General features: G+C 63.3%; 32 protein-coding genes. 11 read left to right on the plus strand and 21 right to left on the minus strand.

Annotated features, from left to right (window positions below):
* Positions 1-81: 81 nt before the first annotated feature.
* Positions 82-1,431 carry an outer membrane protein assembly factor BamB family protein gene (locus B208_RS0103495; RefSeq protein ID WP_007982724.1) on the minus strand — a complete coding sequence of 450 codons (1,350 nt, stop codon included), beginning with the start codon at positions 1,429-1,431 and terminating at the stop codon, positions 82-84.
* A gap of 166 nt (positions 1,432-1,597) precedes the next feature.
* Between B208_RS0103495 and B208_RS0103500 the strand changes: the two genes are divergently transcribed.
* Complete coding sequence (locus B208_RS0103500) at positions 1,598-2,053, plus strand: MaoC family dehydratase (RefSeq protein WP_007982722.1); 456 nt, start codon at positions 1,598-1,600, stop codon at positions 2,051-2,053.
* Here B208_RS0103500 and B208_RS0103505 read toward each other — a convergent pair.
* From B208_RS0103505 to B208_RS0103515, 3 genes are all read right to left on the minus strand, one after another.
* A complete protein-coding gene (locus tag B208_RS0103505) occupies positions 2,050-2,394 on the minus strand; it encodes a DUF5658 family protein (protein ID WP_007982720.1) in 345 nt (114 codons plus the stop codon). The two genes, B208_RS0103500 and B208_RS0103505, sit on opposite strands and share 4 nt — an antisense overlap.
* Before the next feature lie 110 nt (positions 2,395-2,504).
* On the minus strand, positions 2,505-4,208 hold the full coding sequence (locus B208_RS0103510; protein ID WP_007982718.1) for an acyl-CoA carboxylase subunit beta: 1,704 nt from the start codon (positions 4,206-4,208) through the stop codon (positions 2,505-2,507).
* A 142-nt stretch (positions 4,209-4,350) separates the two neighbouring features.
* The gene (locus B208_RS0103515) at positions 4,351-4,773 is read right to left on the minus strand and encodes a DUF7344 domain-containing protein (RefSeq protein ID WP_232423712.1); all 423 of its coding nucleotides are present in this window, start codon (positions 4,771-4,773) and stop codon (positions 4,351-4,353) included.
* A 314-nt stretch (positions 4,774-5,087) separates the two neighbouring features.
* Between B208_RS0103515 and B208_RS0103520 the strand changes: the two genes are divergently transcribed.
* Positions 5,088-7,493: a hypothetical protein gene (locus B208_RS0103520; protein WP_007982714.1), complete on the plus strand. Its 2,406-nt coding sequence runs from the start codon at positions 5,088-5,090 to the stop codon at positions 7,491-7,493.
* 43 nt (positions 7,494-7,536) lie between these two features.
* Here the strand turns inward: B208_RS0103520 and B208_RS0103525 are convergent, their stop codons facing one another.
* The 3 genes from B208_RS0103525 to B208_RS0103535 form a co-directional block, all read right to left on the minus strand.
* Entirely contained in the window at positions 7,537-8,373 is an 837-nt protein-coding gene (locus B208_RS0103525) for a class 1 fructose-bisphosphatase (RefSeq protein WP_007982712.1), read from the minus strand.
* Positions 8,374-8,375: 2 nt separating this feature from the next.
* Positions 8,376-9,164 (minus strand): class I fructose-bisphosphate aldolase, encoded by a 789-nt coding sequence (locus tag B208_RS0103530; protein WP_007982709.1) that lies wholly within the window; start codon positions 9,162-9,164, stop codon positions 8,376-8,378.
* A gap of 119 nt (positions 9,165-9,283) precedes the next feature.
* The gene (locus tag B208_RS0103535) at positions 9,284-9,862 is read right to left on the minus strand and encodes a DUF7409 domain-containing protein (protein ID WP_232423713.1); all 579 of its coding nucleotides are present in this window, start codon (positions 9,860-9,862) and stop codon (positions 9,284-9,286) included.
* Between the two features lie 137 nt (positions 9,863-9,999).
* Between B208_RS0103535 and B208_RS0103540 the strand changes: the two genes are divergently transcribed.
* Positions 10,000-10,857 carry a 3-hydroxyacyl-CoA dehydrogenase family protein gene (locus B208_RS0103540; RefSeq protein WP_007982705.1) on the plus strand — a complete coding sequence of 286 codons (858 nt, stop codon included), beginning with the start codon at positions 10,000-10,002 and terminating at the stop codon, positions 10,855-10,857.
* 46 nt (positions 10,858-10,903) lie between these two features.
* Here the strand turns inward: B208_RS0103540 and B208_RS0103545 are convergent, their stop codons facing one another.
* Both B208_RS0103545 and B208_RS0103550 read right to left on the minus strand, forming a co-directional pair.
* Positions 10,904-11,749, minus strand: a complete 846-nt coding sequence (locus B208_RS0103545) for a LolA-like protein (RefSeq protein ID WP_007982704.1) — start codon at positions 11,747-11,749, stop codon at positions 10,904-10,906.
* 223 nt (positions 11,750-11,972) lie between these two features.
* Positions 11,973-13,043 (minus strand): phytoene/squalene synthase family protein, encoded by a 1,071-nt coding sequence (locus B208_RS0103550; protein WP_007982702.1) that lies wholly within the window; start codon positions 13,041-13,043, stop codon positions 11,973-11,975.
* Between the two features lie 168 nt (positions 13,044-13,211).
* On the opposite strand from B208_RS0103550, the gene B208_RS0103555 reads away from it, so the two are divergent.
* From B208_RS0103555 to B208_RS0103580, 6 genes are all read left to right on the plus strand, one after another.
* Positions 13,212-13,916 carry an RNase P subunit p30 family protein gene (locus B208_RS0103555; protein WP_007982700.1) on the plus strand — a complete coding sequence of 235 codons (705 nt, stop codon included), beginning with the start codon at positions 13,212-13,214 and terminating at the stop codon, positions 13,914-13,916.
* Entirely contained in the window at positions 13,900-14,505 is a 606-nt protein-coding gene (locus B208_RS0103560; protein ID WP_007982697.1) for a class I SAM-dependent methyltransferase, read from the plus strand. The genes B208_RS0103555 and B208_RS0103560 overlap by 17 nt, the downstream gene beginning before the upstream one ends.
* Positions 14,506-14,594: 89 nt before the next feature.
* Positions 14,595-15,074, plus strand: a complete 480-nt coding sequence (locus B208_RS0103565; protein WP_007982695.1) for an Rpp14/Pop5 family protein — start codon at positions 14,595-14,597, stop codon at positions 15,072-15,074.
* A 4-nt stretch (positions 15,075-15,078) separates the two neighbouring features.
* Entirely contained in the window at positions 15,079-15,837 is a 759-nt protein-coding gene (gene psmA / locus B208_RS0103570; RefSeq protein ID WP_007982693.1) for an archaeal proteasome endopeptidase complex subunit alpha, read from the plus strand.
* A 54-nt stretch (positions 15,838-15,891) separates the two neighbouring features.
* Positions 15,892-16,617, plus strand: a complete 726-nt coding sequence (locus tag B208_RS0103575) for a ribosome assembly factor SBDS (RefSeq protein ID WP_007982691.1) — start codon at positions 15,892-15,894, stop codon at positions 16,615-16,617.
* A gap of 89 nt (positions 16,618-16,706) precedes the next feature.
* Positions 16,707-17,804 (plus strand): AI-2E family transporter, encoded by a 1,098-nt coding sequence (locus B208_RS0103580; protein WP_007982689.1) that lies wholly within the window; start codon positions 16,707-16,709, stop codon positions 17,802-17,804.
* A 17-nt stretch (positions 17,805-17,821) separates the two neighbouring features.
* Here the strand turns inward: B208_RS0103580 and B208_RS0103585 are convergent, their stop codons facing one another.
* From B208_RS0103585 to gvpO (B208_RS0103635), 11 genes are all read right to left on the minus strand, one after another.
* On the minus strand, positions 17,822-18,058 hold the full coding sequence (locus tag B208_RS0103585; protein ID WP_007982686.1) for a hypothetical protein: 237 nt from the start codon (positions 18,056-18,058) through the stop codon (positions 17,822-17,824).
* Between the two features lie 67 nt (positions 18,059-18,125).
* Positions 18,126-18,374 (minus strand): gas vesicle protein GvpM, encoded by a 249-nt coding sequence (gene gvpM, locus B208_RS0103590; protein ID WP_007982684.1) that lies wholly within the window; start codon positions 18,372-18,374, stop codon positions 18,126-18,128.
* Positions 18,371-19,171, minus strand: coding sequence for a gas vesicle protein GvpL (gvpL, locus tag B208_RS0103595; protein ID WP_007982682.1), 801 nt, complete (start codon positions 19,169-19,171; stop codon positions 18,371-18,373). The genes gvpM and gvpL overlap by 4 nt, the downstream gene beginning before the upstream one ends.
* Positions 19,164-19,481, minus strand: a complete 318-nt coding sequence (locus tag B208_RS0103600; RefSeq protein ID WP_007982681.1) for a gas vesicle protein K — start codon at positions 19,479-19,481, stop codon at positions 19,164-19,166. Before B208_RS0103600 ends, gvpL begins: the two co-directional genes overlap by 8 nt.
* Complete coding sequence (gene gvpJ / locus B208_RS0103605) at positions 19,468-19,905, minus strand: gas vesicle protein GvpJ (protein ID WP_007982680.1); 438 nt, start codon at positions 19,903-19,905, stop codon at positions 19,468-19,470. The genes B208_RS0103600 and gvpJ overlap by 14 nt, the downstream gene beginning before the upstream one ends.
* Positions 19,898-20,650, minus strand: a complete 753-nt coding sequence (locus tag B208_RS0103610) for a hypothetical protein (RefSeq protein WP_007982679.1) — start codon at positions 20,648-20,650, stop codon at positions 19,898-19,900. The genes gvpJ and B208_RS0103610 overlap by 8 nt, the downstream gene beginning before the upstream one ends.
* Positions 20,643-21,065: a gas vesicle protein GvpH gene (gvpH, locus tag B208_RS0103615; protein WP_007982678.1), complete on the minus strand. Its 423-nt coding sequence runs from the start codon at positions 21,063-21,065 to the stop codon at positions 20,643-20,645. Before gvpH ends, B208_RS0103610 begins: the two co-directional genes overlap by 8 nt.
* Positions 21,065-21,319 carry a gas vesicle protein GvpG gene (gvpG, locus tag B208_RS0103620; RefSeq protein WP_007982676.1) on the minus strand — a complete coding sequence of 85 codons (255 nt, stop codon included), beginning with the start codon at positions 21,317-21,319 and terminating at the stop codon, positions 21,065-21,067. Before gvpG ends, gvpH begins: the two co-directional genes overlap by 1 nt.
* The gene (locus B208_RS0103625; protein WP_007982675.1) at positions 21,316-21,942 is read right to left on the minus strand and encodes a GvpL/GvpF family gas vesicle protein; all 627 of its coding nucleotides are present in this window, start codon (positions 21,940-21,942) and stop codon (positions 21,316-21,318) included. The genes gvpG and B208_RS0103625 overlap by 4 nt, the downstream gene beginning before the upstream one ends.
* 150 nt (positions 21,943-22,092) lie before the next feature.
* Positions 22,093-22,773: a hypothetical protein gene (locus tag B208_RS0103630; protein ID WP_007982673.1), complete on the minus strand. Its 681-nt coding sequence runs from the start codon at positions 22,771-22,773 to the stop codon at positions 22,093-22,095.
* A complete protein-coding gene (gene gvpO / locus B208_RS0103635) occupies positions 22,774-23,217 on the minus strand; it encodes a gas vesicle protein GvpO (protein WP_007982671.1) in 444 nt (147 codons plus the stop codon).
* A gap of 594 nt (positions 23,218-23,811) precedes the next feature.
* On the opposite strand from gvpO (B208_RS0103635), the gene gvpA reads away from it, so the two are divergent.
* Together gvpA and gvpO (B208_RS0103645) are read left to right on the plus strand one after the other, a co-directional pair.
* Positions 23,812-24,075, plus strand: a complete 264-nt coding sequence (gene gvpA, locus B208_RS0103640; RefSeq protein WP_007982669.1) for a gas vesicle protein GvpA — start codon at positions 23,812-23,814, stop codon at positions 24,073-24,075.
* 17 nt (positions 24,076-24,092) lie between these two features.
* Entirely contained in the window at positions 24,093-24,572 is a 480-nt protein-coding gene (gene gvpO / locus B208_RS0103645) for a gas vesicle protein GvpO, halophile-type (protein ID WP_007982667.1), read from the plus strand.
* Position 24,573: 1 nt separating this feature from the next.
* On the opposite strand, the gene B208_RS0103650 is transcribed toward gvpO (B208_RS0103645), so the two are convergent.
* Positions 24,574-24,894: an FUN14 domain-containing protein gene (locus B208_RS0103650; protein ID WP_007982665.1), complete on the minus strand. Its 321-nt coding sequence runs from the start codon at positions 24,892-24,894 to the stop codon at positions 24,574-24,576.
* Position 24,895: the final 1 nt, after the last annotated feature.

The following is a 24,895-nucleotide window of genomic DNA, read 5'->3' on the forward strand; positions in this document are numbered from 1 at the left end:
ACCGCGTCGCTATGCAATACCACGGCACGATGTTCGGGAAAGAACATGAAAGAGAGAGGGACACGCGCGAGGTGAGACGGGTTACGGGGGAAGGGCGTAGACCGTCCCGGCGACGTCCCCGACGTAGATGGCATCGCTCCCCACCGCTGGCGCGCCGACCAACGAATCGTGGGCCCGGAAATGCCACCGGAGACGACCGTCGGCCCGGTCGAGGGCGAGCAGTAGTCCGTCGTCGTTGCAGACGTACACCAGTTCGTCCGTGACGACGGGCGACCCCCACACGCGTGCGCCGGTTTGGACGCGCCACCGAACGGCCCCGTCCCGCGCGTCGAGCGCCAAGACGCTCCCGTCCGCACAGCCGACGTAGACGATGCCGTCCCCGACGGCGGGCGACGACCAGATGCCGTCGTCGGCTTCGTACCGCCACTCCATCTCGCCCGTCTCGGCGTCGAGCGCGTAGATGCGGTCACCGTCAACGGTCCCGACGTACGCCGTGTCGCCGATGACCGCGGGTGCGCCAGCGATGGCGAGAGACGGCGCGAAGCGGAAGCGTTCGTCCCCGCCGTCCAGGTCGTGGGCGAACAGGCCGCCGTCGAGTCCGGTCGCGTAGAGGCTTCCGCCCGCGATTCGCACCGACGTGAGCGCCCGCGCCGGACTCCGGAACGACGCGGTTTGCTCGCCGGTCACGGCGTCGAGCGCGGACACCTGCCCGTCCCGCGCCGCGACGTAGAGCGTATCGCCGAGCAGTACCGGCGACACCTCCACGCCCGCGTCGGCCTCGAAGGTCCATTCCCGCGCCCCGCTCGCTCCGTCGAGGGCGAACAGGTTCCCGTTTCGGTCGCCGACGTAGGTCAACTCCGGGCCCGGCACCGGCGACCCCACCGCGTTGGCCGCCTGAAACAGCCAGTCGCTCACGCCGTCCCGTCGGTCGATACGACAGACGAACCCGTTCTCGGTTCCGACGTACACGGACCCGTCCCTGACGACGGGCGAGGTTTCGACCGGACCGCCGACTTGGGCGTACCAGCGCGCGTGGGCGCGCCTGCTGTCGTCCGTCGGAGCTATCGGTGCCGTCCGCTCCGTCTCGACGTCGGAGGAGGACGTCCCGCTTTGGGTCTCCGGCTCGGCGTCGATACCGGCGTCGGCGGACGCTCGTGACGAATCCGGAGCATCGACACCGCCGTCGGATATGAACGTGGTTCGCCCCTCCGAGGACGCTTCGTCGGTCGTCGTAGACCGTTCGGACGACCATTCGACGCTCCGCGAAATCGTGGTCTCGCCGCGTCGAACCACCTGGTCGAACTGAAACTCGCCGGTCGCGTTTCTATCGAACGCGTCACGTCGTCCCGTCCCCCCGAACTCCGACGGTGTTCTAGTCTGTTTTCCGTCACGATTCCCCGCTGTCGTCCGTCGCGTGTCCTCTCCCTCCATGTTTCATCACTGACTTGATGTTGGTCTGATTATCACTTCGTTCGAATACTATCTACTTTGTTATGAACCGCTTACACCCGACCATCGGGCGTGCAACAGTCGAAACGGTCGTGACAATCGCCTCCAGACCGACAGGATTTTTCCCCCACTCATCGCAGGAGTTCGCATGACGGGACTGTACTACGAGGAGTTCGAAGTGGGCCAAACCATCGAACACGAAAAGCGGAGAACTATCAGCGAGAGCGACAATCAGCGGTTCTGTGATATGACGATGAACCAACAGCCGCTCCACTTGGACGCCGACTTCGCGGCGGACACCCAGTTCGGCGAACGGTTGGTCAACGGACTGTACACGATGAGCGTGGCGGTGGGCGTTTCGATTCCGGACACGACCGACGGCACCATCGTCGCCAACCTCTCGTACGATAACGTCTCACACCCCGAGCCGGTGTTCCACGGGGACACCATTCGCGCCCAGTCCACCGTCACGGACAAGCGCGAGACGAGCGACGGCGAGCGCGGCGTCGTCACCATGAAGGTCGAGGTCTTCAAAGTCGATGGAGACGACGAAACGCTGGTTTGCGAGTTCGAGCGGACGGTGCTCTCGCTCAAGAAACCCTAATGGAAGAACAGTGAGAGGTTCACGACCACGGCGAACAGCCACGGGAGGGCGAGGCCCGCCGGGACGAGCGCCACGTACTCCCGCGGAATCAACGTCCGCCCGACGAACCCCACGCCGAGCGCGAACGCCTTCAACCCGACGAGCGAGAGGAAGCCGAACTGGCCGAGTGCGTGGCGTGCGACCGGGTTCGATTCGGTGAGCCCCGCCTGCAACCCGGCGTACGTCGTGAGTAAATCCCCGACGAGTGCGAGGATGACGACGGCCCAGAGCAATCGCTCGATGCCGCCGAAATCGAACCAGTCCGTGCGCTGATACCGGTAGGAGAACTGCTGATGGCTCATGGATGATGGCGCGGGAATTCCACGTCATCCACACGCACGGCGGAACGGTGCTTTATTATGAACCGGCTTATCCGGCTTAGAGAGGGGCTAAACCCTCGAAGCCGTTCGGCTTACAAAATCGTACCGTGTTTCTTGTCCGGCAGGTCCTTCTCCAAGCCCGCGTAGAAGTCGTAGCGCTGGACGAGTTCCTCGCGGAGGGTGCTCGGCGGAACGATGTCGTCGATGACCATCTCGCTCGCCATACGGTGGACGTCGATGTCCTCGCGGTACTCCTCGCGGAGTTCCTGCTCGCGCTGGGCGCGTTCGTCTTCGTCGTCGATGGCGTTCAGTTTGTTCGCGTAGACGGCGTTGATGGCGGCTTCCGGTCCCATGATGCCGATTTCACCCGACGGGAGCGCGATGACGCTCTGCGGGTCGTAGGCCGGGCCGGACATGGCGTAGATACCCGCACCGTAGGCCTTCCGAACGACGACGGAGAGTTTCGGAACGGTGGAGGAAGAGGTGGCGTAAATCATCTTCTTCCCTTTTTCCAGAATCGCGTCCTTTTCCACCTGCGACCCCGCCATGAAGCCCGGCGTGTCACAGAGGTAGAGGAGCGGAATCTCGAACGCGTCGCACTTCCAGATGAACTCGGCGGCCTTCTCGGCGGCGTCGGGGAAGATGGCCCCGGAGCGCTGTGCCGGTTGATTGGCGACGATGCCGACGGGTCGCCCGTCGATTCGCGCGAAGGAGGTGATAATTTCGCCGCCGAAGTCCGGCCTGAGTTCGAAGTAGGAGTCCGCGTCCACCACGCGGTCTATCAGGTCGGTCATGTCGTAGGCGCGGTTCGGGCTGTCGGGGATTACCCCGTCGATTCCCTCGGGAGACAGTTCGGGGGCTTTCGGCTCGCTCCGCGGCGGTTTCTCGTGAGCCTTGTCGGGCAGGTACGTGATGAGGTCGGAAACGAGTTCGCGGGCGTGTTCCTCGTCGCGCGCCACGAGGTCGGCGCTCCCGGAGTGTTCGGCGTGCATGTTCGCGCCGCCGAGGTCCTGCATGCTGATGTCCTCGCCCGTCACCATCTGCACCATCCGCGGGGAGGCGATGGCCATCGCCGACATCTCCTCGACCATGATGGTGAAGTCCGCGAAAACCGGGGTGTAGGCCGCCCCCGCGATACACGGCCCGTAGAGGACACAGATCTGTGGCACGCGACCGGAGAGCATCGAGTGGTTGTAGTAGTACTTGCCGATACCCTCGCGGTTGGCGAAGAACCCGGACTGCTGGTCGATTCGGCCGCCGGAGGAGTCCATCAGGTAGAGAACGGGTTTGCCGTTCTGGAGCGCCCGCTGTTGCATGCGGAGGAACTTCTCGACCCCCTTCGCTGCCATGCTTCCGGCTTTGACCGTGAAGTCGTTCGCCATGAAGTGGAGGTCGCGGTTCTCGAACTCCGCCGCACCGGTGATGAGACCGTCGGCGGGCAGTCGGTCGTCCGCGTCGAACTCGGCGAATCGACCATCTTCGAACTTCAGACCATCGTCCCCGAACCAGAGGTCGAGTCGGTCGCGGACGAACAGTTTGCCCTTCTCCGAGAGGCGTTCTTTGTACTTCTCTTTCCCGCCCGACTCGATGTCCTCGATCTCTTCCCAGAGGAGTTCCTCGCGCTCCGTCGGCCCGAGGTCATCCTCCGGCGGCTCACCGGGGTCGCTCCACGTGGCGGTCGGTTCGTCCGCGTCGCCGACGAACACTTCCACCTCGCTGCCGACGTGCTTGGCGAGCGCGCTGGCGATTGCCGAGGCTTCCTCGTCGGTCGCCTCCTTACCGATACGAACTTTCATGAATGTGAATCCGTGAGGCGATTTCAAACCGTTTTCCCTTTCTATCGCGGCAACATTTTCGCATCCGTCCCGAGGAAAAACGATGGGGAGAGCCAGAAGCGTCTGCGAGGGTAGGGGTAGCGCGGAGTGAAATCGAAGGCAGTTACTGGTCGGGCAGTTCCATGGCCGCGACGTGCTCCGCGTACTCTTCGAGTACGGGTTGACCCCAGTACCGAAGCGATTCACTCCGTGCATCGTAGTCGATGATGTTCGCGTCAGCGAGTTTCGGGAGGTGTGTGTGGTGAAGCGATGCCTCGACGCGGCGACGGTAGTCGTCAGGGACGTCGTTGGCCGATGTTTCGGTCTCCCACGTAACGACCTGTTCGACGAGATCAGAAAGCGTCGCTACGCCGTCCGCTGTCGTCGAGAGATAGTGGATGGCGTATCGTCGTCGCTTATCCGACAGCAGTTCGAAGATGTCATCGAACGACGGTCTGCTCACTGCTGGCTCAGCGCGAAGTACGTGGGATGGATGACTCGACGGACGGTTCCCCGAGTCGTCACGGTAGGGTGACTCGTTGCTCATGCGACGCTCAAGAGCAGTTGACCAGCATAGATAAAGAATGGTGAATCTAGACACCTAGAAAACTGGCAGCGAAAATGAAATCACCGGCCCCAAGAGTTTTATTTCTAATGAATTAGACACCGAATAGATTCGGGGTGGTGCGGTGACGGGATTCGATGCTTCGAAATCGAGATTACCGCGATAGTTCGCTGTGACTACTTTCGGTATTGGCGACTGCGACCCTTCGGGAATCCTCAACCGAGGTCGGTGGTTCGAAGAACGGAATTAACAATGCCATCTGTTAACATGGATTTCCGGCGTGCAGGTCGTATCTCATGACTCGACGTACACGCACCGGCCTCGCGGTTGGCCTCACCCTCCTTATCCTCGTCAGCACCGCGAGTCTCGGGGTCGTTTCGATTTCGAAACAGTCCGATGCGCCCCGCGACCAATCGTCGGAATCCACACGAACGCTCCCGCTGTTATCGGCGAGCGGGAGTTCGGAGAGGCTCCTCCAGCAGACAGGAGCGAACCAGTCAGACAGTGAGCAGGCCGCGACCCGCGGGGCCGTTCAGGGGGCGGCGCTGGCACAGCGACAGGGCGTCACCATCACGCAACAGCAACGACAGGCCGCCATCGAAGGCGCGGCACAGGCGGTCTCCCAGAATCAGCAGGCGTCCGTCGCCCAAGTGCAGGCCGCCGCCCGCGGTGCCGCACACGGTGTCCTGCTTCAGAGTCAGCGGGTGAACGTGACCCAGATTCAGTCGGTGACGCGCGGCGCGACGACCGGTGCGACCACGCAGGTACAGCAGGCCAACGTCTCCCAAGTGCAGGCCGCCGCGTTCGGCGCGGGTCACGGCGCGGCCGCAGGAAGCCAGCGGGCGACCGTCTCGCAGGTGCAGGCCGCCGCCCGCGGCGCTGCACAGGGAGCGGCGACCGGCGCAACCGGGAATCAAAAGGCCAGCGTCTCCCAGATTCAGGAGGCCGGGCAGGGGGCCGCGTTCGGCGCGCTCGACCAGCGACAGAGCGCCTCGGTCGAACAGATACAGGCGGCGACCCGCGGAGCTGCGAGCGGGGCGGTCCAAGCCCAACGCGCGAACGCGAAGCAGGTGCAAGTCGCCGCGATGGGCGCTGCTCGGGGCGGCGTCACGCAACGTCAGCAGGTGAGCGTCGAACAGATACAGGCGGCGACTCGCGGTGCGGCGGCCGGTGCCGTCTCGCAGGTTCAGCAAGTGACCGTGACGCAGATTCAGGTCGCGGCGCAGGGTGCCGTAAGTGGCGGACTCAAGCAGGTCCAGCAGGCGTCGGTCGAGCAGATACAGGCGGCGTGTCGCGGCGCGGCGGTCGGCGCGTTGAGCGTCACGCAGATACAGGTCGTCAGCATCGTTCAGATACAGATCGTCGCACAGGGGTCGGCACAAGGCGCGGTGCAGGGTGCCGTCCAGAAACAGGTCGTGAACGTCCAGCAGATACACGCCGCCGCGAAAGGGGCGGCACAGGGAGGCATCACGCAGGTGCAGACCGTTCGAATCACGCAGATTCAGTCGGCCTGCCTCGGCGCGGCGTCGGGTGCCATCACGCAGAATCAGCGGGTGAGCGTCACCCAAGTGCAGGCCGCGGCGCGAGGGGCGTGTGCGGGCGGCGTCACGGCGAGCCAACGCCAGCAAGTCTCCGTCCGGCAGGTGCAAGCGGCGACGAGCGGCGCGGCGGGCGGCGCGATTTCCCAGAGCCAGCAGGCGACCGTGACGCAGATTCAGGCCGCGTCACGCGGAGCGGCGACCGGCGGAGTCACGCAAATCCAGCGAGCGAGCGTCCGGCAGGTGCAAGCGGCGTCGTTCGGCGCGGCCGCGGGTGCGACGCAGGCTGCCAAACAGCGGGACGTGAACGACGCGGGTCAGATACAACAGACCGCACGCTCCGGGATTTCACAGGCCGAAACCCGCCTCCAGACGGAGGAAAACGTCCCGCCGGAGACCCTCCGTGAAACCGCCCGAAGCGAGGCGAGCGGGGAACCGACGCCGACGCAACCGACCACGACGTCGGGTGCGACTACGACGACTCCGGCGGCAACCCCGACGACGACTTCGGCGACCACCACGACCACTTCGACACCGACGACCACGAACGTCACCACCACGACACCAACTGTCACGACGACCACACCCACCACGAACGTCACCACGACTCCGCCGACCCCGGCGACTACTACGACCGCTGCGCCGACTACGACCACCACACCGAACGCCACGACGACCACGACAACTACGACCACCGCACCGCCGACCCCACCGCTCACGGTGAACCTGACGTGTACGAGAATCACGGCGAACGCGACCCAACCCGCGGACTACCGGGTCGAGGCGGTGTTGGTGAACGCCTCGAACCCGCAGTCCGCCGTGCTGGTGACGCGGAACGTCTCGGCGGCGGACTTCGAGCGAGCGCCGAACGGAACCACCACGTGGACGAACACGACGGCCGACCTCAACGTCTCCGGGTACGTCTTCGTCAACGCGACGGTCTTCGATTCGAACGGCCAGCAGGTCGCGACGGCACAGCAGGACGACGTGCAGGCGTGCATCCGGCAGGTCGGCGGAATTCCGCAAACGACGGTGCCACAGACGACCGTCAGCGGACCGACTGCGACCGCCGGTCCGACCACGGTTGCGACGACGGGTCCACAAACGACGCCAGCAACGCCAGTAACGACGAGGCCAGTGACGAATACGACGGCCGGGACGTAACTCGTCGTCGCACGAGTGGGACGGGAAAAAACGGAGCGGAGCGTTACAGCGCCGATTCGAGGCGGTCGATGAGTTCCGCGTTACCGATGTGCAGCGGCACTCGCTGGTGGAGTTCCTCCGGCGTCACGTCGAGAATCGATTGCTCGCCGTCGGAGGAGCGGCCACCGGCGGACTCGATGATGTACGCCATCGGGTTCCCCTCGAACTGGAGGCGGAGTTTTCCCTCGGGGCGCGATTCGAGGCCGGGGTAGGCGAACACGCCGCCGTAGGTCAGCACTTGGTTCACGTCGCCGATCATCGCGCCGCCGTAGCGCAGTTTGAGTTCGTCCTCGACGTCGCGGGCGTAGGCGGTGAACGCCTCGGGCCAGTCCGGGACGCGGCCGCCGAAGCCGTAGACCGTGGGGTCGTCCGGGAGCGTAACGTCCTCGGTAACGACTCGTTGTTCGCCGTCCTCTATGACGTACTCCGTCACGGACCCGTCGCGGGCGACCATCATCGTCGTGATGGGTCCGAAGAGGACGAACGCCGACGCGACGAGGTCCGTTCCCTTCGCCGGGAGCGGCACATCGTAGATTCCGACGATGGTCCCCATCGAGTTGTTCGATTTGAGGTTGGACGACCCGTCGAGGGGGTCGATGGCGACCGACAGTCCCTCGCCGCAATCGACGACGTGCTCGCGCTCCTCGCTGGCGAACTCGCCGACGCCCTCGATGGCGGTCAACTCGGCTTCGAGGTGCTCGTCGGCCCACACGTCCGCGGCCATCTGGATTTCCCCGCTGGGGTTCTCCTCGTCGGCCTTCCGACGGCGACCGGTGAGACCGCCACGGATTTCCGGCGCGGCGGCCGCGACGGTCGCGAGGATTGTATCAACCGTCTCCATCGTTAGAGCGCTTCGTCGGCCGTTGCGCCCTCGAAGATGACCTTTTCGAGCGCGTCGAGGATGCGCTCGGGGTCGTCACGCTGCCAGACGTTCCGTCCGACGGCGAGTCCGGAACCGCCAGCGTCCATTACGGCTTCGACGCTGGAGAGGAACTCGTAGTCGCTGGTCTTCGACCCACCGCTCATGACGACGGGCATGTCGGCGGCGGATTTGACGGCCCATTCCATCGACTCGCGCGTTCCGGGGTACTTGACCTTCGCCATGTCCGCGCCGATTTCGAGCGCGATTCGGGTCGCGTAGGCGATGACGCTCTCTTTGGTGTCGTTCTTGAGTCCCTGTCCGCGGGGGTACGACCACATGACGACGGGCATGTCGTATTCGCGGTGTGCCCGCTCCTGTATGTCGCGGAAGTCCTCGTACATGTCGCACTCGTGGTTCGAACCGGAGTAGACGGTGTAGCCGACGGCGTCCGCGCCGAGTTCGGCGGCGTAATCGACCGTCCAGTTCTGCGGCGAGTACGGTTCGCCCGTCCAGAGGTTGCTCGTCCCGTTGAGCTTGGCGAGCAGGTTCACGTCGTCGTCGTAGGAGGGGTAGTAGGTCTCGGCGATACCTTTCTGGACCGCGAGACAGGTCACCGCATCGTGCGTCGCGGTTTCGAAGATCTTCTCGGGGTTAAGCGTGTCCGGGACGGAACCGAAGTCGGCGGAGGGTCCGTGCTCCAGTCCGTGGTCCATTGCGAGAATGAGTGCTTTGCCGTCTCGCGTGACTTGCGAGTCAGTCAGCGGAATCATCGTCCCGAACTGCGCCCACGACGTATATGAGTGTACTGGTCGCGCGCAGAGCGGAATGCCCGTTTTCGGCCATCTCGGGAGTCCTATCGAGTATATTGAAGACTACAATAGTAGTAAATTCACAGCAATTCGTGGGCCGAGTCGCGCCATTTAGTAACTCGATTCCGGTCGAACGAAAGCGAGTCGGCGACGCGCTCCGGGTTGGCGATGGCGAGGCTTCGAACCGAGGTGATGCCCGCTTCCGCGAGTTCGTCCGCGAGGCGGTCGTCGATTTCCGGCACGTCGGTTACGGGGTCGGGGCTACTTCGGTCGCGCCACGCCGCCTCCTCCGCTTCAGCCTCGCCGCTCCCGTCCGTCGTGGCGGTTTCGGGCGTCTCACGCTCCCAGTCGCCGGAACTGGCGGCAATCCACGCCCGCTCTTCGTCCTGGAGGCCACGAACTTGCGTGGACCTGTCGGTCAGGTCGTTGCCGGATTCGAAGGACCACGACAGGGAGTGTTCGCGCCGCAGACGACCGGCGACGCCGGGATTGACGCCCGCTTCGCGGAGCATCTCGTAGGAGACGGTTCGGTTTTGGATGGCTTCGACGCCGAACGACGCGTCGTCGATAACCGCCGCCGTCGCTGGTCCGACGAATTTCACGTCCGTCGTTTCGGTCACGTCCGCTTTGCGTGTCTCGTTTTCCGTCACGGCCCTCACCGATTCATTTCTTTCTCCCACTCGCTCATCTTGAATGTTTCGCCATCCGACCTGTTCGAATCGTTACTGTGTCAACATATTTCTTCCTTCGCTTTCGTTCCGCTATCCTTACAACCGTCCCCGGAGCACTCGCCACCATGCGGACGCTTTCCGATATCGACAGCATCGGCGTAGTTGGCGCAGGTACCATGGGCAGCGGCATCGCGCAAGTCGCCGCCGAGAACGGGTTCGACGTGGTTATGCGCGACATCAAAGCGGAGTTCGTGGAAAACGGGTTCGACACCATCGAAGGGAGTCTCGACAGATTCGTCGGAAAGGAGAAGATGAGTCAGGAGGAGGCCGACGAGGTACTCGACCGAATCACGGGCACGACCGAACTCGACGACCTCGCGGACTGCGATTTCGTCGTCGAGGCCGCCGTCGAGAACATGGACATCAAACAGGACATCTTCGCGGAGTTGGACGAGGCGCTCCCCGAAGAGGTCGTGCTCGCCACGAACACCAGCACGCTCTCCATCACGACCATCGCCAGCGTGACCGACCGCGAGGAGCAAATCGTCGGTCTGCACTTCATGAACCCCGTTCCCATCATGAAGGGCGTCGAACTCGTCGTCGGCGAGAAGACGGACGACGACGTGGTGACGCTCGCCCACGACCTCGCGGAGGAACTCGGCAAGGAGACGTGGGAGTCCGACGACAAACCCGGCTTCGTCACCAACCGCATCCTCATGCCGTGGATCAACGAGGGCATCCGCGCCTACGACGAGGGCGTCGCCGACAAGGAGGACATCGACAAGGGAATGACGCTCGGAACGAACGTCCCGATGGGTCCGCTCACGCTCGCCGACCACATCGGACTCGACATCTGTCTCGACGCCAGCCAGACCCTGTTCGAGGAACTCGGCGACCGATACAAACCCGCCTACCTGCTGAAGCGCAAAGTGGACGCGGGCGACCTCGGCAAGAAGACGGGGAAGGGCTTCTACGAGTACTGAACGGCGACGAAAACTGAACGGCGACGGAAAATGTGAGCCTGGAACCCTACCGACCGTTCCTGGTGGCGTTCTCCGGCGGTTCGAACGTTCCTTCTGGCAGGTCCTCGTTCACGGAGAGGTTCTCGTAGGTGAAGACGACCGTCGCGTTTTTGATGACCGCCCCGTCGTCCGACGTGGTTCCCTTCGTCGGTCGCCCGTTTTTGAGTTCGGCGAGCGTCCTCTCGAACGGTACCGGGTAGTCGGTCTTGCTCTTGACGAGCGCGCCCGATTCGGTGTCTATCCAGAACTTCGACGTGTACCACGAGGCGTTCTTCGGGTCTTTGGGATTGTCGAACTCGATGACGTACACTTCGTGACCGAGGACGGTCGTCGTACCGCGGTACGAAAGCGAGTCGTCCTCGAAGGCGGCCTCGAACTCGTTTCGCGCCTCGTAGATACCGCTGATGAAGTAGTGCTTCGGGCCGCCGCTACGTCGGTTACCCACGCGGTACGTGCCGTTGGCTCTATCGTAGGTGATGAAACTCGTCTCGTTCTCGATGACCGTTCTCGAACGCGGCGAGAAGTACTCCCGTCGCTGGAGCATCGCCCCATCGACGTACTTCTTCGTGGTGTCTATCTTGCGCGTCCGGGAGTACGTGCTTCCGTTCGAAAGGTGATACGTGCGCTTCTCCACTTCGACGGCGTGGTACGTGCTGATGTTCCGCTGTTTCGCGCGGATGTCGTCCACGACCTCGTGGGCCTTGGCGTCGCTGAACGACGCGGTTTGGGTCGTTTCGGTCGTCTTCGTCGGCGACCCCGAACCGGCACCGTTGCTCGGCGCTTGGCCGACACACCCGCTGATGGCGGCGAGCACGAGACAAACCGTGAGGAGGACGGGAATCCGGGACCGCATCAGCGTTCACCTGCCGATTGGTTCGATTTCGACCGCGCGGAAGTCGTTTGGGAGTCGATTCGTTCGGTTCGGGGAGGGCGGCGTTCTGTCATTTATTGCAAGAACGAAAAATACAGCACAAAACCAGATAAGTCTGTCCGAAGATGTGGCTCTTCTGAAAGGAGTTCCCGTCTTGAGATTACCTCGTACCGGGGGCGAACTGATGCCGATGGACGGCCGAAAATCAGGACAGGTGGAATGGCCGCTCGGAAATCGTTCGGCGCAAGTCGCCGAGAGCGTCGCGTTCGACGCCACCGGCGAGCGAGGAGATGAGAGCGTGCACTTCCTCGCGCGAGACCTTGATTCCCGCCCGGCGAAGCGCGTCCTCCGGGCGCTTTCGCACTTCGCGGAGAGTGCCGACTGCGAGGAGGTACGGAATCGTCCACGCGACGAGACGGTTGCCCCGTTCGCGCGGCATGCTCTCCAAATACGTCTGAGCGTCGTCGGTGAAACTGTGAGCGTGGTCGGCGGTTCGTTCGACGACGGCGGCAACGTCGTCGCTGTGTTCGGGGTCACAGAGGTCGTCCTGCGGAACGTCGGCGTCTTCGAGCCACGTCTCCGGCAGGTAGACGTTGTTCTCGTCGTGGTAATCGACGTACACGTCCTTGGTGACGTTGACGAGTTGCAGGAGGAGGGCGAACGACTCCGACGTTTCGCGGAGGCGGTTCGCTTGTGCTGAATCCGCGTCCCGACAGACGAGGTTCGTGATGAGTTCGCCGACGGTTCCGGCGACGTAGTAGCAGTACTCCTCCAGTTCCGCGCGCGTCCCGATTCGAAGGCCGCCCTCGTCGGCGTGGCGTTCGACGAACATCGCCATCCCGCCGACGAGTTCCCGAACGGGCGGTCGAACAGCGTTCCGGACGGACGGGGAACACGTGTCGAACGTCGCCACGATTCGGGGCGCGTGTGCGACTACCGACCAATCGGCGTCGTCGCCGTCGTCGTCCGGTATCCACTCGTCCACGTCCTCACGGAACTCGTCTATCGTCGTCGAATCGGTCGGGTCGAGGACGGCGTCGTACTGGTAGAGCAGACGCGTCTGCTCGGCGGGCGGAATGTGGCCCGCGTCCTCGATGGTATCGGCGACACGACAGAGGAGATATCCGACACAGATGGCATCGGCCATCGGCGCATCGAGGAGGTCGATGGTGATGGCAAACGTCCGGGAGACGCCTTGAACGGCCTGGTGGCACCACTCAAGGTCTGCCTCGGAGGGCGTGTCGGCGGTCGCGGAGGTCGGTGGGTGGCTGTCCATTCTGTTACTGAACCTTCCGGCCTTTCGGGTTGAGACGCTAAAACCCCTTGGGCTTACCTCTCCGGTGTCACTGGAACGGCTAATCAGTTCCGACTCAGACCGAGCGGTCCGCGTTCGCGGTCCGAGTCGCAAGCGCCAAGTCTCGCCGCCGCGGACCCGAACACGAGAATGTACGAGGGCGTCCACGCCGTCCCGGATGGGGAGGGTACCGTCGCACGCTTCGCCGCCACGGCCGCCGACTACGGGTTCGACGGCATCGTCGTCCGCAACCACGGCGACTCCCGAGCCGAATTCGACGCCGAGCGGGTCAGCGACGCCTACGACGTGGACGTCGTTGACGGCCTCGAAATCCGCGCCGACAACCCGTCGCAGGCCAGCGGTCACGTCGGCAACTTCCGCCCGAAGACGACGATACTCCTGCTCCACGGTGGGACGAACAAACTCAACCGCTTCGCCGTCGAGGAGGAGCGCATCGACGTGCTGGCTCACCCGATGCGCGGCCGCGGCGATTTCAACCACGTGCTGGCGAAGGCCGCCGCCGAACACGGCGTCCGGGTGGAGTTCAACCTGTCGCGCATCCTCCGCGCCGACGGCGGGCCGCGGGTGCAGGCGATACAGGACCTCCGCAAACTCCGCGAACTGGTCGTCAAATACGGCGCGCCGTTCGTCGTCAGCGGCGACCCCACCTCGCACCTCCACCTCCGCGGTCCCCGCGAACTGAAAGCCGTCGGGGAAGTGGTCGGCTTCTCCCCCGAGCAAATCGAGGACGGGCTCCGGGAGTGGGGTCGCCTCGCCGAGCGAAACCGGACGATTCGCTCCGACGATTTCATTGCCCCCGGCGTGAAACGTGGCCGGTATGAAGAAGACGATTGAGGAACACGCGAACCGATTTTCCGACATCGCGGGCGACTACGACGATTCACAGGACAGCGAGGAGTACCGCGCCTGCGTCTCGCTCGTCGTGGATCACGCGGACCCCGGAGCGAACGATACCGTCCTCGATTTGGGGACCGGCACGGGCGCAATCGCCCTCGCTCTCGCTCCCGGCGCAGAGCGCGTTATCGGCCGCGACATCAGCGAGGGGATGTTGGACGAAGCGCGAACGAAGGCCGAGGAAAACGGCATCGAGAACGTCGAGTTCGGCGAGGGACGGTTCCGGGACCCGAACGTGGACGGCGAGGTCGATATCGTCGTCTCCAACTTCGCCATGCACCACCTCTCCGACGAGGAGAAGCGCGAAGCAATCGAGGCCATCGCGGAACTCGGCCCGAGAAAGTTCGTCCTCGGCGACGTGATGTTCTTCGGCCTCCCCGACCCCAAGGAACCGTTTTACAGCCCCGAAGTGGACGACCCCTCGACCGTCGGGCATCTGGCCGACGTGCTGACCGACAACGGATTCTCCCTGACCGCCGTCGAGCGGGTGCACGAACAGGTCGGCGTGCTGGTCGCCGAACGCACCTGAGGTCTCCGGAACCGGACTCGATTCTTACTACCCGACGCGAGAGCAGGCCATTCAAATCCACCGCCGCCCAACGTCCGTCAGAACCTCGAATGAAACACCTCCCGAAGCACATCCGGCCCCACTGGCGGTATCTCGCGGTCGGACTCGAAGCGTGGCCCGACGCGAACATCGACCGCCGGTCGTTCCAGCGGAGCATCTGGTTCGCCGCGCAGAACCTCCTCGGCGACGCCGGAAGCGCGGACGCGGACCTGACGGTGTTCTCCTTCGATTTCGAGGACGGAGACGGTGAGGCGCTGGTTCGGGTTCGTCGGGGGCACACGGACGAGGCCCGGGCGGTGCTGGCCTGCATCGACGACGTGCACGGCGATTCCGTCGGCGTGTTCGTCCGCGGTATAAGCGGGACGGTCCGAGGTTGTGAAGAAAAGTATTTAGGTCGCCAAAGGGAAGTTTCGGGCGAGAGAAGCGTCGTGTTCGCGGACGAAACCCGACCCGCCATCACACGTGATGGCGCGCTCGACATTCAGGTCGATGACTCGTTCGTAGGCGCGACGGAACTCGATTTCGAGTGATACTATGCAGGGACAAGCCCAACAGCAGGCGTACGACCGCGGGATTACGATCTTCTCCCCGGACGGCCGTCTCTACCAAGTCGAATATGCACGGGAGGCCGTCAAACGAGGGAGCGCCAGCATCGGTGTCCGAACCGAGGGCGGCGTCGTCCTCGCGGTGGACAAACACACGCGGTCGCCGCTCATGGAGCAGACCAGCGTCGAAAAGCTCCACAAGGCGGACGACCACATCGGTATCGCCAGCGCGGGCCACGTCGCCGACGCCCGCCAGCTCATCGACTTCGCGCGTCGCCAGTCCCAGATCAACCGACTGCGCTACGGCGAACCCATCGGCGTCGAGACGCTGACGAAAGAAGTCACCGACCACATCCAGCAGTACACGCAGGTCGGCGGTGCGCGACCGTTCGGCGTCGCGCTCATCATCGGCGGCATCGAGAACGGCGAACCGCGCCTCTACGAGACCGACCCGTCCGGGACGCCGTACGAATGGAAAGCGCTCGCGGTCGGCGCGGACCGCGGCGAGATTCAGGACTACCTCGAATCGAACTACAGCGAGGGCATGGACCTCGACGGCGGTATCGACCTCGCCCTGAGCGGCCTCGGAACGGTCAACGACGACCAACTCTCGGCGGATGGCGTCGGCCTCGCCACCGTCGATGTCGAAAGCGAACGCTTCCGAATGCTCGACGACGAGGAAGTCGAGAGCTACCTCGACGAACTCGACCTCCTCGAATCCGAGGACGAAGACGAGCCGGAAGAGTAATTTCGACGTTTTTCTCGGGAAACATCTTTTAGGTGGGCGCGTTTACCTTCGGGTATGATATCACTCGACGAGGCGGTGACGGCGCGTCTGGAATCGCACGGTGCTCGCTTCGAAGTGCTCGTAGACCCGGATGCGGCGCTCGCCATGAAACGCGGCGACTTCGACGGCGACATCGAGGACGTCATCGCCGCCGAGGACGTGTTCGAGAACGCGAGCCGAGGGGACCGACCGGCCGAGGAGGATTTGGAGACCGTCTTCGAGACGACGGACCCGCTCGAAATCATCCCCGAAGTGGTCGAACGCGGTGAGATTCAGATCACGGCCGAGCAGCGCAGGGAGATGCAGGAACAGAAGCACAAACAACTGGTCAACCGCATCACGCGCAACGCGGTCAACCCGCAGATGGACAACGCGCCCCACCCGCCGGAGCGCATCGAGAACGCGCTGGAGCAGGCCGGCTTCTCGGTGGACCCGATGGAACCCGTCGACCAGCAGGTGGACGACGCGCTCGACGCGCTCCGTCCGGTCATCCCGATTCGGTTCGACGAGGTGACCATCGCGGTGCAGGTGCCCGCGAACTACGCCGGGAGCGCACAGGCCCGAATCCGCCAGTTCGGGGATTTGGAGCGCGAGGAGTGGCAGAACGACGGGTCGTGGGTCGGCGTGATGACGTTCCCCGCCGGGATGCAAAACGAGTTCTACGACCTCGTGAACGAACACACGAGCGGTGAGGCGGAAACGCGCATCGTCAAGGACGAAGACGACCTTCAGACGCGGTAACTCGCTCCGCCACGACCGGTTTCGTTTTTCGATAGCGCGGGCGACTCGGCGAACACAGTCTTTTGCGGAGTCGTCGTGTATTCGGGACGATGGAGGTTCCAGAACGGCGGTCGCGGCTGGGTTGGTGGCTGCTCGCAATCGCGTTGGCGCTGGCGCTCGCGTTCGTCGCCTACGCCTTCGTCGGCACGCTCGTCCTCGGGTTGTTCGTCTACTACGGGTCGCGCCCGGTCTACCGACGGGTAACGACGCGACTCGAATCCGAAACGCTCGCGGCGGCGGCCACGCTGTTTCTGCTCTCCCTCCCGGCGCTGTTCCTCGTCGGCTACACGGTCGCCGTCGGCGTCCGGGAACTCAGCGCGTTCACCGGGACGGGCATCGAAACCTACTACTCGCGGCTGATTCCCGGTTCGACCGACGTTCCGGGGGTGCTCTCACATCCGCAACGACTCGTCGGGTCCGACCTCGGAACCGCTTGGAGCGATTTCACGACCGCGGCGAAATCGGTCGGCATCATCTCTCGAAGCCTGCTCACGCTGTTTCTCTCCATCTCGTTCGCCTTCTTCGCGCTCCGCGACGACGACCGACTGGCGGCGTGGTTCCGCGGCGAGATGGGCGAGGACAGCGCCGTCGTCGCCTATCTCACGGCGGTGGACGAGGACCTCGCCATCGTGTACTTCGGGAACGTCCTCACCGTCCTGCTCGTCGGCGTGGCGGCGACGGTCCTCTACAACGGGTTCGCCGCCATCGCTCCCGGTGCGGTGTCGTTTCCCATTCCCACCGTGTTCGCCCTGTTGACGGGGCTGGCGACGTTCGTCCCCATCGTCGTCGGAAAGCTGGTGTACGTCCCGCTCACGCTCTACTTCGTCTGGCAGGCGCTTCGGGTGAACACCCGTCTCCTCTGGTTTCCGGCGGTCTTCTTCGTCGTCTCGTTGCTGCTGTTGGACCTCCTGCCACAGACGGTCGTCCGGCCCTACATCTCGGGTCGGACGACCCACACGGGACTGGTGATGTTCGCGTACATCCTCGGCGGCGTCCTCTTCGGCTGGTACGGCATCTTCCTCGGGCCGCTAGTGTTGGTGTTCGTCGTGCAGTTCGCCGACATCGTGTTCGGCGACTTGGTGCACGGGCGGCGAATCACGCCGTCCTCGTCGCTCTCCATCGGGTCGAATCCGCCGGAAGAAAAGTAACCTCGTCGAGGAGCGAACTACGCGTTCACTCGAATCTCGTCGTCGGTGACGGACGACACCATTTCCTCCTGCAGCGGGTAGGTGTCCTCGTCCCGGTCGCCCCACCCGAGTTTCGATTTCACCTTGTCGGTGACACCCGGGTTCGGGTCGACGTGGGCGGTGCCGTGCTGTACGTCGGCGACGATACCGACTTCATCGCCCGATTCGTCCACGACTTTCTTCCCCTCGTCGTCGTCGGTTATCTCTGTTACCATCGCGTTCGTACACTCGTCGCTTCCGCTGGTACCAATCGTGGTTGCCCACGCAGGGGGCTTATTAGAATCAGCCGTCGTCGGGGAGCAACGGATGCTCGTTCGGCGCGCGAGCGAGTTGTCGCTGGGCGGCGTCCCACTCCTCGAAGTAGCCGTAGTCGGTCATCGTGGACATGCCCGCGAGGGCGGCCCGGAGACTCAGGCCGACGAGCGGAATGTCGGCGACCGTGATGATGACGTCCGCTTGCAAAATAACGCCGTCTCTGAGTATCACGTCGAGCAGGTCCACGACGGCGTGGTCGTCCTTCGTCGGCTTCATGCGTCCAACTCCGGTGCGAACGAGTAGGGCGGCCACGGCCCCGTGAACCTGATTTCGACGCCCGGTTCCGACGCCACGTCGTCCAGCACGCGCCCGATTTCGTCCTCGTTCTCCTCGTGAGCCAAGAAGGCGACCTGCACGACTTCCTCGTTCGTCTCCGACCCGAGCACGTCCCCCGTCGAATCCATCGTCTCGAACGCCGAGACGAGCGGGTCGAGGTCGTCCCGAAGTCGGTTCGTCAGGTCGTCCTTCCGCGCCTGTCGGAGGTCGCGGAGGCGGTTGTCGTACTGCTTTTCGAGCAGGAACGCCGTTCCCTCGGTCGCGTCGTCGATTCGCTCGCGCAAGTCGGCCAACTCCGCGTCGTTCGATTCGAGTTCGTCTCGAACTCGGTCGTCGTCCCACGCGACGCCGACGCGGTACTCCCAATGGCCCGCCAACTCGTCCAGATGGGACGCGAGCGTCTCGGATTGGTCCGCGAGCCACGCCGACACAGCGTCGTCGTCGCCCTTGAGAATCGTGTCGAAGCGGAACGGGAGCGGGGTGCCGAACGCCTCTCCGGCGGCGTCCACGACCGATTGGTGGGTCAGCAGCCACTCCCGAACCGTCCCGAGGTCGTCCGAGTCGAACGGCGAATCACAGGGCTGGACGACCGCCCCCAAATCGCCGTGTTCGACGACGGAAACGGGGTCGCCCTCGATTCCGGCTTCCGAAAACTCGATGTCGTCAACGGTCCCTTCGTCGGCGCTCTCCACGACGCAGTAGAGGTACCGCCCCTCCTCGAAGGTCGGTTCAGCCACCGAATCCCTCCAGACCCGGTTCGCGGTTCGCCATATCGACCAGCGCGTCCGAAATCAGGTCGTCCAAATCGCCGCGGAGGTTGTCGACCCCTTCTTCGATGCCTTCTGATTCTTTCAATCGCTCCAGTTCGTCCTCGATGGCCGCCAACTGCGCCCCGAGTCGTTCGATTTCTTCCGGCGAGAGGTCGTCCTGTTCCATCCGCCGGACCGCCTCGCGCTCCATGGCTTCGACGAGCAATTCGACGACGGTGATGACGAGCGCGACCAGTCCCTTTCCGGCGTCGTCGCCGTCCACTTCAATCGCCGTCATGCTCCGCCTCCGCCGTCTGGGTCTCTTCGTCGGTGTCTTCTCCCATCTTCGATTCCGTCTGCTCTTCGCTTCTCTCGTCCGCTTCCGCCTCCTCTTCGCTTCTCTCGTTCGACTCGGCGTCTGCTTCCGACTCCTCGTACTCGTCGTCGGGGTCGACGCCGACGGTCACGGTTTCCGACTCTGGCAGTTCCTCGACGTTCGCGGCCTCCTCGACGCGCTGCATGTCGGTGCCCTCCGGGAATTCGAGGCCGTACTGTGCGGCCGTCTCGAACGACGCGATGGCGGCCCGGAGTTTCACGCCGAGCAGTTCCGTCTCGCCCACCGTCACCACGATATCGGCGTTGATGACGACACCCTTGTCGAGGAGGAGTTCCAACATCTCCGCGAGGTCGGACTGGCTTCGGGTGGGACCGGTTTCACTCATCGTCTTCCCCCTCGAATCGGTCGCCGTAGATTCGTTTCGACCCGCCGCCGGACGAGTGCCACCCGCTCTTCGGTACCGTCGAGTAGCGCGCGACGCCGCCCATGTCCGACCGAGACCCCGCCATCGTGGAGTACGCGGACGGGTTCTCGGACGACGGCTGTCCCGCCCCGCCCATCGACTCGTTCTCCTCTTTGACCTCCTGCAGGTCGTTTCGGGTGTCCATGAGTTGCTCGCGGAACTCGTCCACGCTCTCTTGCAACTGGTTCCGTAGTTTCGATTCGTACAGTTCGGACTGCACCTCGTTTTTGAGGTCGCCGTCCATCATGCCGTCTCCGTCGTCGTCCCCGTCCGAATCGCCGACCCCGACGTTTTCGAGCGCGTCGGTGAACTCGTCGCTCTCGTTCCACAGGCTTCGGACGTCGGTGGACGACCACAGTTCGCGGAACTCGACGGCGCGTATCAGGCTTCGAACGTCGATGAGTTCCCCCGGGTCGCCCTCGTCAACGGCGTCCGGGGTGTCCTCCAACTCGATGACGTCCGGGAGTTCGGACAGTTCGACGACCTCGGGAACGTCGGTGAGGTCGAGTTCGTCGAGTACGTCCTCGCCCTCGTCCAGCACGTCCCAGAGTTTTTGCGCTTCGCGCGAGACGTCCTCGAACGAGTCGGCCGCCTCGAACGCCGCCGTCAGCCCGTCGAGTCCCGACCGCACGTCCTCGGTGAACGCGTCGATTCGGTCGCTATCCATCGGGCACCCCCCGACCGATGCGCAGTTCGAGGATGTAGTTGTTGTACGATGCGTTCGTGACTCGCGCGGCTTCCCAGTCGAGGGCGAGTCGTTTTATCGGTCGTTCGCCCTCGCGGACCTCCACGGTACCCGTCTCGGCGTCGAACGTGACCCCGAGGTCGTCCTTCGAAACGCCGGGGAGGTCGATTGTGACGACGAGTTCGCCGTCCTCCTCCCGGGTGTTCGTCAGGTATTTCTGTTGCCGCTGTCGGGACTGGCTCCGTTGCTTGCGCGGAGCGCCCGATTCGATTGATCCGACGGAGATTCCGTAGTTGATTTTCCCCCGTGGCGTGTCGCGGCCGCCAGTGTGTGCGCGTGTCGTGTCGTCGTCCGAGAGTTCGTTGGCCAGTCTGACCAGCCGTTCGATGAGTCCCATTATCGTTTCACCTCGACTTTCCCGCTTCGCAGTCGTTCGTGGGCCGTCTCCGCGACGTCGAGTCGTGTTTCGAGGGTCGCTTTCCGCTCTTCGTACTCCTCGTCCGACAACTCACCGAGTTCGTACAGCAGGTGCGTCTCCTTGAGTTCGTCCTGAATGCCCGCAACGTCGTACATCTCGTCCACCGCCAGCGAGTGAAGCACGTCCACCATCGACACCAGCGGTTTGAACAGCAGGTCGTCGACGATGATCATCGCTGGGCTCCGACGTGGATGTCCACGAAGTTGTACGGTGCCCACGGTCCCGTAAACTGGACGGTCAATTCCCCGTACTCGTCGCGTATCTCCCCCACTTCAGCCGCGAACGTCTCGCGGTCCTCGGTCGCCACGAGGTACGACCGGTTGAGGACGAGGCGGTCGCTGAACAGGTCGTCCTCCGTCTCGCTCTCGGCGACGGCCGCGAGTCGCTCGCCCACGTCCTCCCGAATTTCGTCGCGCGGCAACTCGTCGTCCTCCCCGGCCACGAGTTTGACGCCGAGTTCGACGTGTCCATCGACCTCGTTGAGCGCCTTCCTGAACGCGCGGCGTGCACCCCTGAGGACGCTCTTCAGGCTTCGGTTGTCTTTGAACGCCATGCCGAACTGCATCGGCACCACGGCGTCCACGTCGTCACGTTCGAGGACGTCCCGAAGTACCTCGTCGTGCGTCTTGCTATCCTCGTCGGTTCGCTCGGGGTCGGTCGTGTCGATGTCCGAGACGACGGCGGAGAGCGACCGGTACGTTACCGTGTACACCCGGTCGGCGTCACCGACGGTTTCAGTGTCGAACTCGAAATCGTTCTTCTCGACGACCCCGTAGACGTATCGGTTCGAACTCATCGTTTCATGGAGACGGTGCTCCTACGACTGGCAACCGACGTGACGTGCGTTAATAAGTCGTGTGGCGGAAAATGCAAGCATGCGCCGCTTTTGCCCCGTTTCGGCGGGTTGCTTGCGGCCCGACCGCTATTCGAAACGGGGCCGCGGTCGTCACTGGGCGGCTTTTCGCTGGTCGAGTTCGTCCATCAGGTCGTTGGCCAGCGCTTCGAGGTCCTCGTTCGAGAGTTGGTCGAGTTCGATTCCGTCCTCGAAATCGGTCTCCTCGTCGGCGTCCTCGGCATCGCTCTTTCCCTGCCGATTTTCGGATTCCTCCTCCGACGCCTGTTTTTCTTCCGTTTTCTCTTGGTCCGTCGATGCCCCGTTTTCATCGCTGGACCGTTCGTCTTCGCTCTCGGACTCCCGGTCTTCGTCTTCGCTCGCCGTCCGTTCGTCGTCCTCGCTTTCGCTCCCGCCGATGCCGCTCGCGGTGGCGATTATCTCCGTCGCCTCCTCCTTGCTCACTTCGAAGGCGTCCTGCACGCGCTCTCGGACCAGTCGTTCGCGTGCCTCTTCTTCCCCGTCCGTCTCTTCACCCTCCGATTCGGCTTCGCCGTTCCCCTCGAAACGGGCTTCCAGGCGATTTCCGAGCGACTCCCCGACCTTTCGTCCGACCACCATCCCGAGGCCGCAGCCGACGAGTCGTCCGAGGTCACGACCGACGGTTCCCCCGTTTTCGGCTTCCATTTCGGTGAGTTCGTCCACCAACTCTTCGACAGTTAGCTCCTCACCCACGTTCTGTTCGACCAGCTTTCGTACCGTTCCTGTTTCGTCTTCGGTCATGTCGTCCCCCATTCAGCGTTCTTCCGTGGCGAATATCTCGCTCTGCGTTTCGACGCTTCCGCGGCGGTACCGCCCCGCACGACCGTAGCCGTGGACGGTCCCGTCCGATTCGAGGCTGATGACGTATCGTCCGAGGATATCCTGCGTATCCGGCACCGCGGTCCGCTCGACAACCTCGGCGACGACCCGCCAGCCGTCGTCGTCCTGTTCCCCGACTTCGACGATTCCGTCGAGCGGCGACCCGATGAGGTCCCCGGCGATGGCCCGTCCGATATCCCTCGCATCGTAGAGGTCGATGTCGCCGTCGGAATCGATTATCTCGTCCACATCGACCGTTTTGGCCGTCCCGGTTTGGCCCGACGAGTCGTCATCCTCCGTCTTCTCGACCGCCGCGGACAACCGGTCTACCACGTCGTCGAACTCGTCCGTCTCGGAGTCGCTCGTTGAGTCGGTCATCGTTCCCCGGAATCGAGTCGTGGCCGAGTACCATAGTTCGTTTGCCTGCAAGAACGGTGCCGATTTTGGACCGACGGAATACCCATCAACCGGCACGGTCGTCTTCGGAGGGAATTTCGTGGATAACGGACGTTCTGTCCCCCTCTACTCCTATATTCGTCTCTACAATTTTGAAATATATAATAAACTTTAATATAGATACGAAGATGATTTTATCCGGAGGTGAGAACAATGCTTGGATTTAACCTTTGGGACGACTGCGTTCCTGCTGGAATCAGCTGGGCCTGCTAAAGGATGGGTTCCGGCAAACTGCCGGACTCCCGAACCGTATCGTTGATTTGACACTCGGTAGTGGGGCACTGCTACCAACTGTGGTTTTTTCGGAGGGGGAAAGAGGGATTTCTGACGATACATTGGAAGCGGATAGCGGACCCCGTGTCTCCGCGACGATGGCCGATGTGACGGTCGTTCGCTCGTCCTTTTCGAGCGGCGTCTCTCCGCTCCCGTTAAAAGTAACTTGCAGGGTCGGCCCGAACGGTGAAATATCGTTCACCTACACTACCCAAGGGAGGGATTCGGTTCCCCTGAACAACTATGGTACAAGCAGAACCAAACTCGTCGAGTCTCGCGGACGTTCTGGACCGCATCCTCGACAAAGGAGTCGTCATCGACGTGTGGGCTCGCATCTCCGTGGTCGGCATCGAGGTGCTCACCGTCGAGGCGCGCGTCGTGGTCGCATCGGTCGATACCTTCCTCCACTACGCAAAGGAGATGGCGAAGTTAGAACGAGCATCCTCGGAGGACGAAATCGACTTCGAACAGGTCGAGGTCGCGTCCCCCGAGGCCAGTACGTCATAAGAACGGCGTAAAACACCATGTCCAAAGCAGACCAGTGCCGGGCGCTCACCGAGGACGGCGAGCGGTGCGCACACCCGGCACAGGACGACGGATTTTGCCACCAGCACGGCCCGGACGACGAGACGATAGACGACGCCGACGAGGACGTCTCTGGAAACGACGGCGAGACGAGAGACGACCGGGAGGGAGACAAAAACGTGAGCGAGGATTCCGACGACGAAAAAGCGACAGGCAACGGTGAGTTCGACGTGATGGACGTCCGCGAGACGGTCGAGGACGTCGCCGACGATTTGGTCGGGCACCCGCTCGACGGAATCATCGAAATAACGGACGACGGCGACGGCTGGGAGGTCGTCGTCGAAATGGTAGAACGGAGCGCGATACCGGACACCCAAGACATCCTCGGACAGTACGCGATTTCACTTTCCGAGTCGGGTGACGTGAGCGGGTACCGCCTCAGGGAACGATACCGCCGGGGGGACAGTCAGGAGTGGTGAACTATCCCTTTCGGAAGCCGATCATGAATCCGCCGATGAATCCGGCGCTCACGGAGAGCGTCGAGAGCAGCGTCGTCAGCCACGACGGGGGCGTCCCGTTTTCGGCGACCTGACCGGTCTTCAACAGTCCGGCCGAGAGTTTCTCCCAGTCTACCGTTAGTATCCCGCGCGATTCGAGGAACTTGAACAGGGCGAGTTCGAGGCCGACGATCACCGCGATGAGTTTCGCGACTTTCTTCGCGGCGAACCCGATGATGCCGCCGATGACGGCACCGCTTCCCAGTTGGAGTCCGAGTTGTTGAGGGTCTATCCCGACTTGCATC

Source organism: Haladaptatus paucihalophilus DX253, from assembly GCF_000376445.1.
In the GTDB taxonomy this organism is placed as follows: domain Archaea; phylum Halobacteriota; class Halobacteria; order Halobacteriales; family Haladaptataceae; genus Haladaptatus; species Haladaptatus paucihalophilus.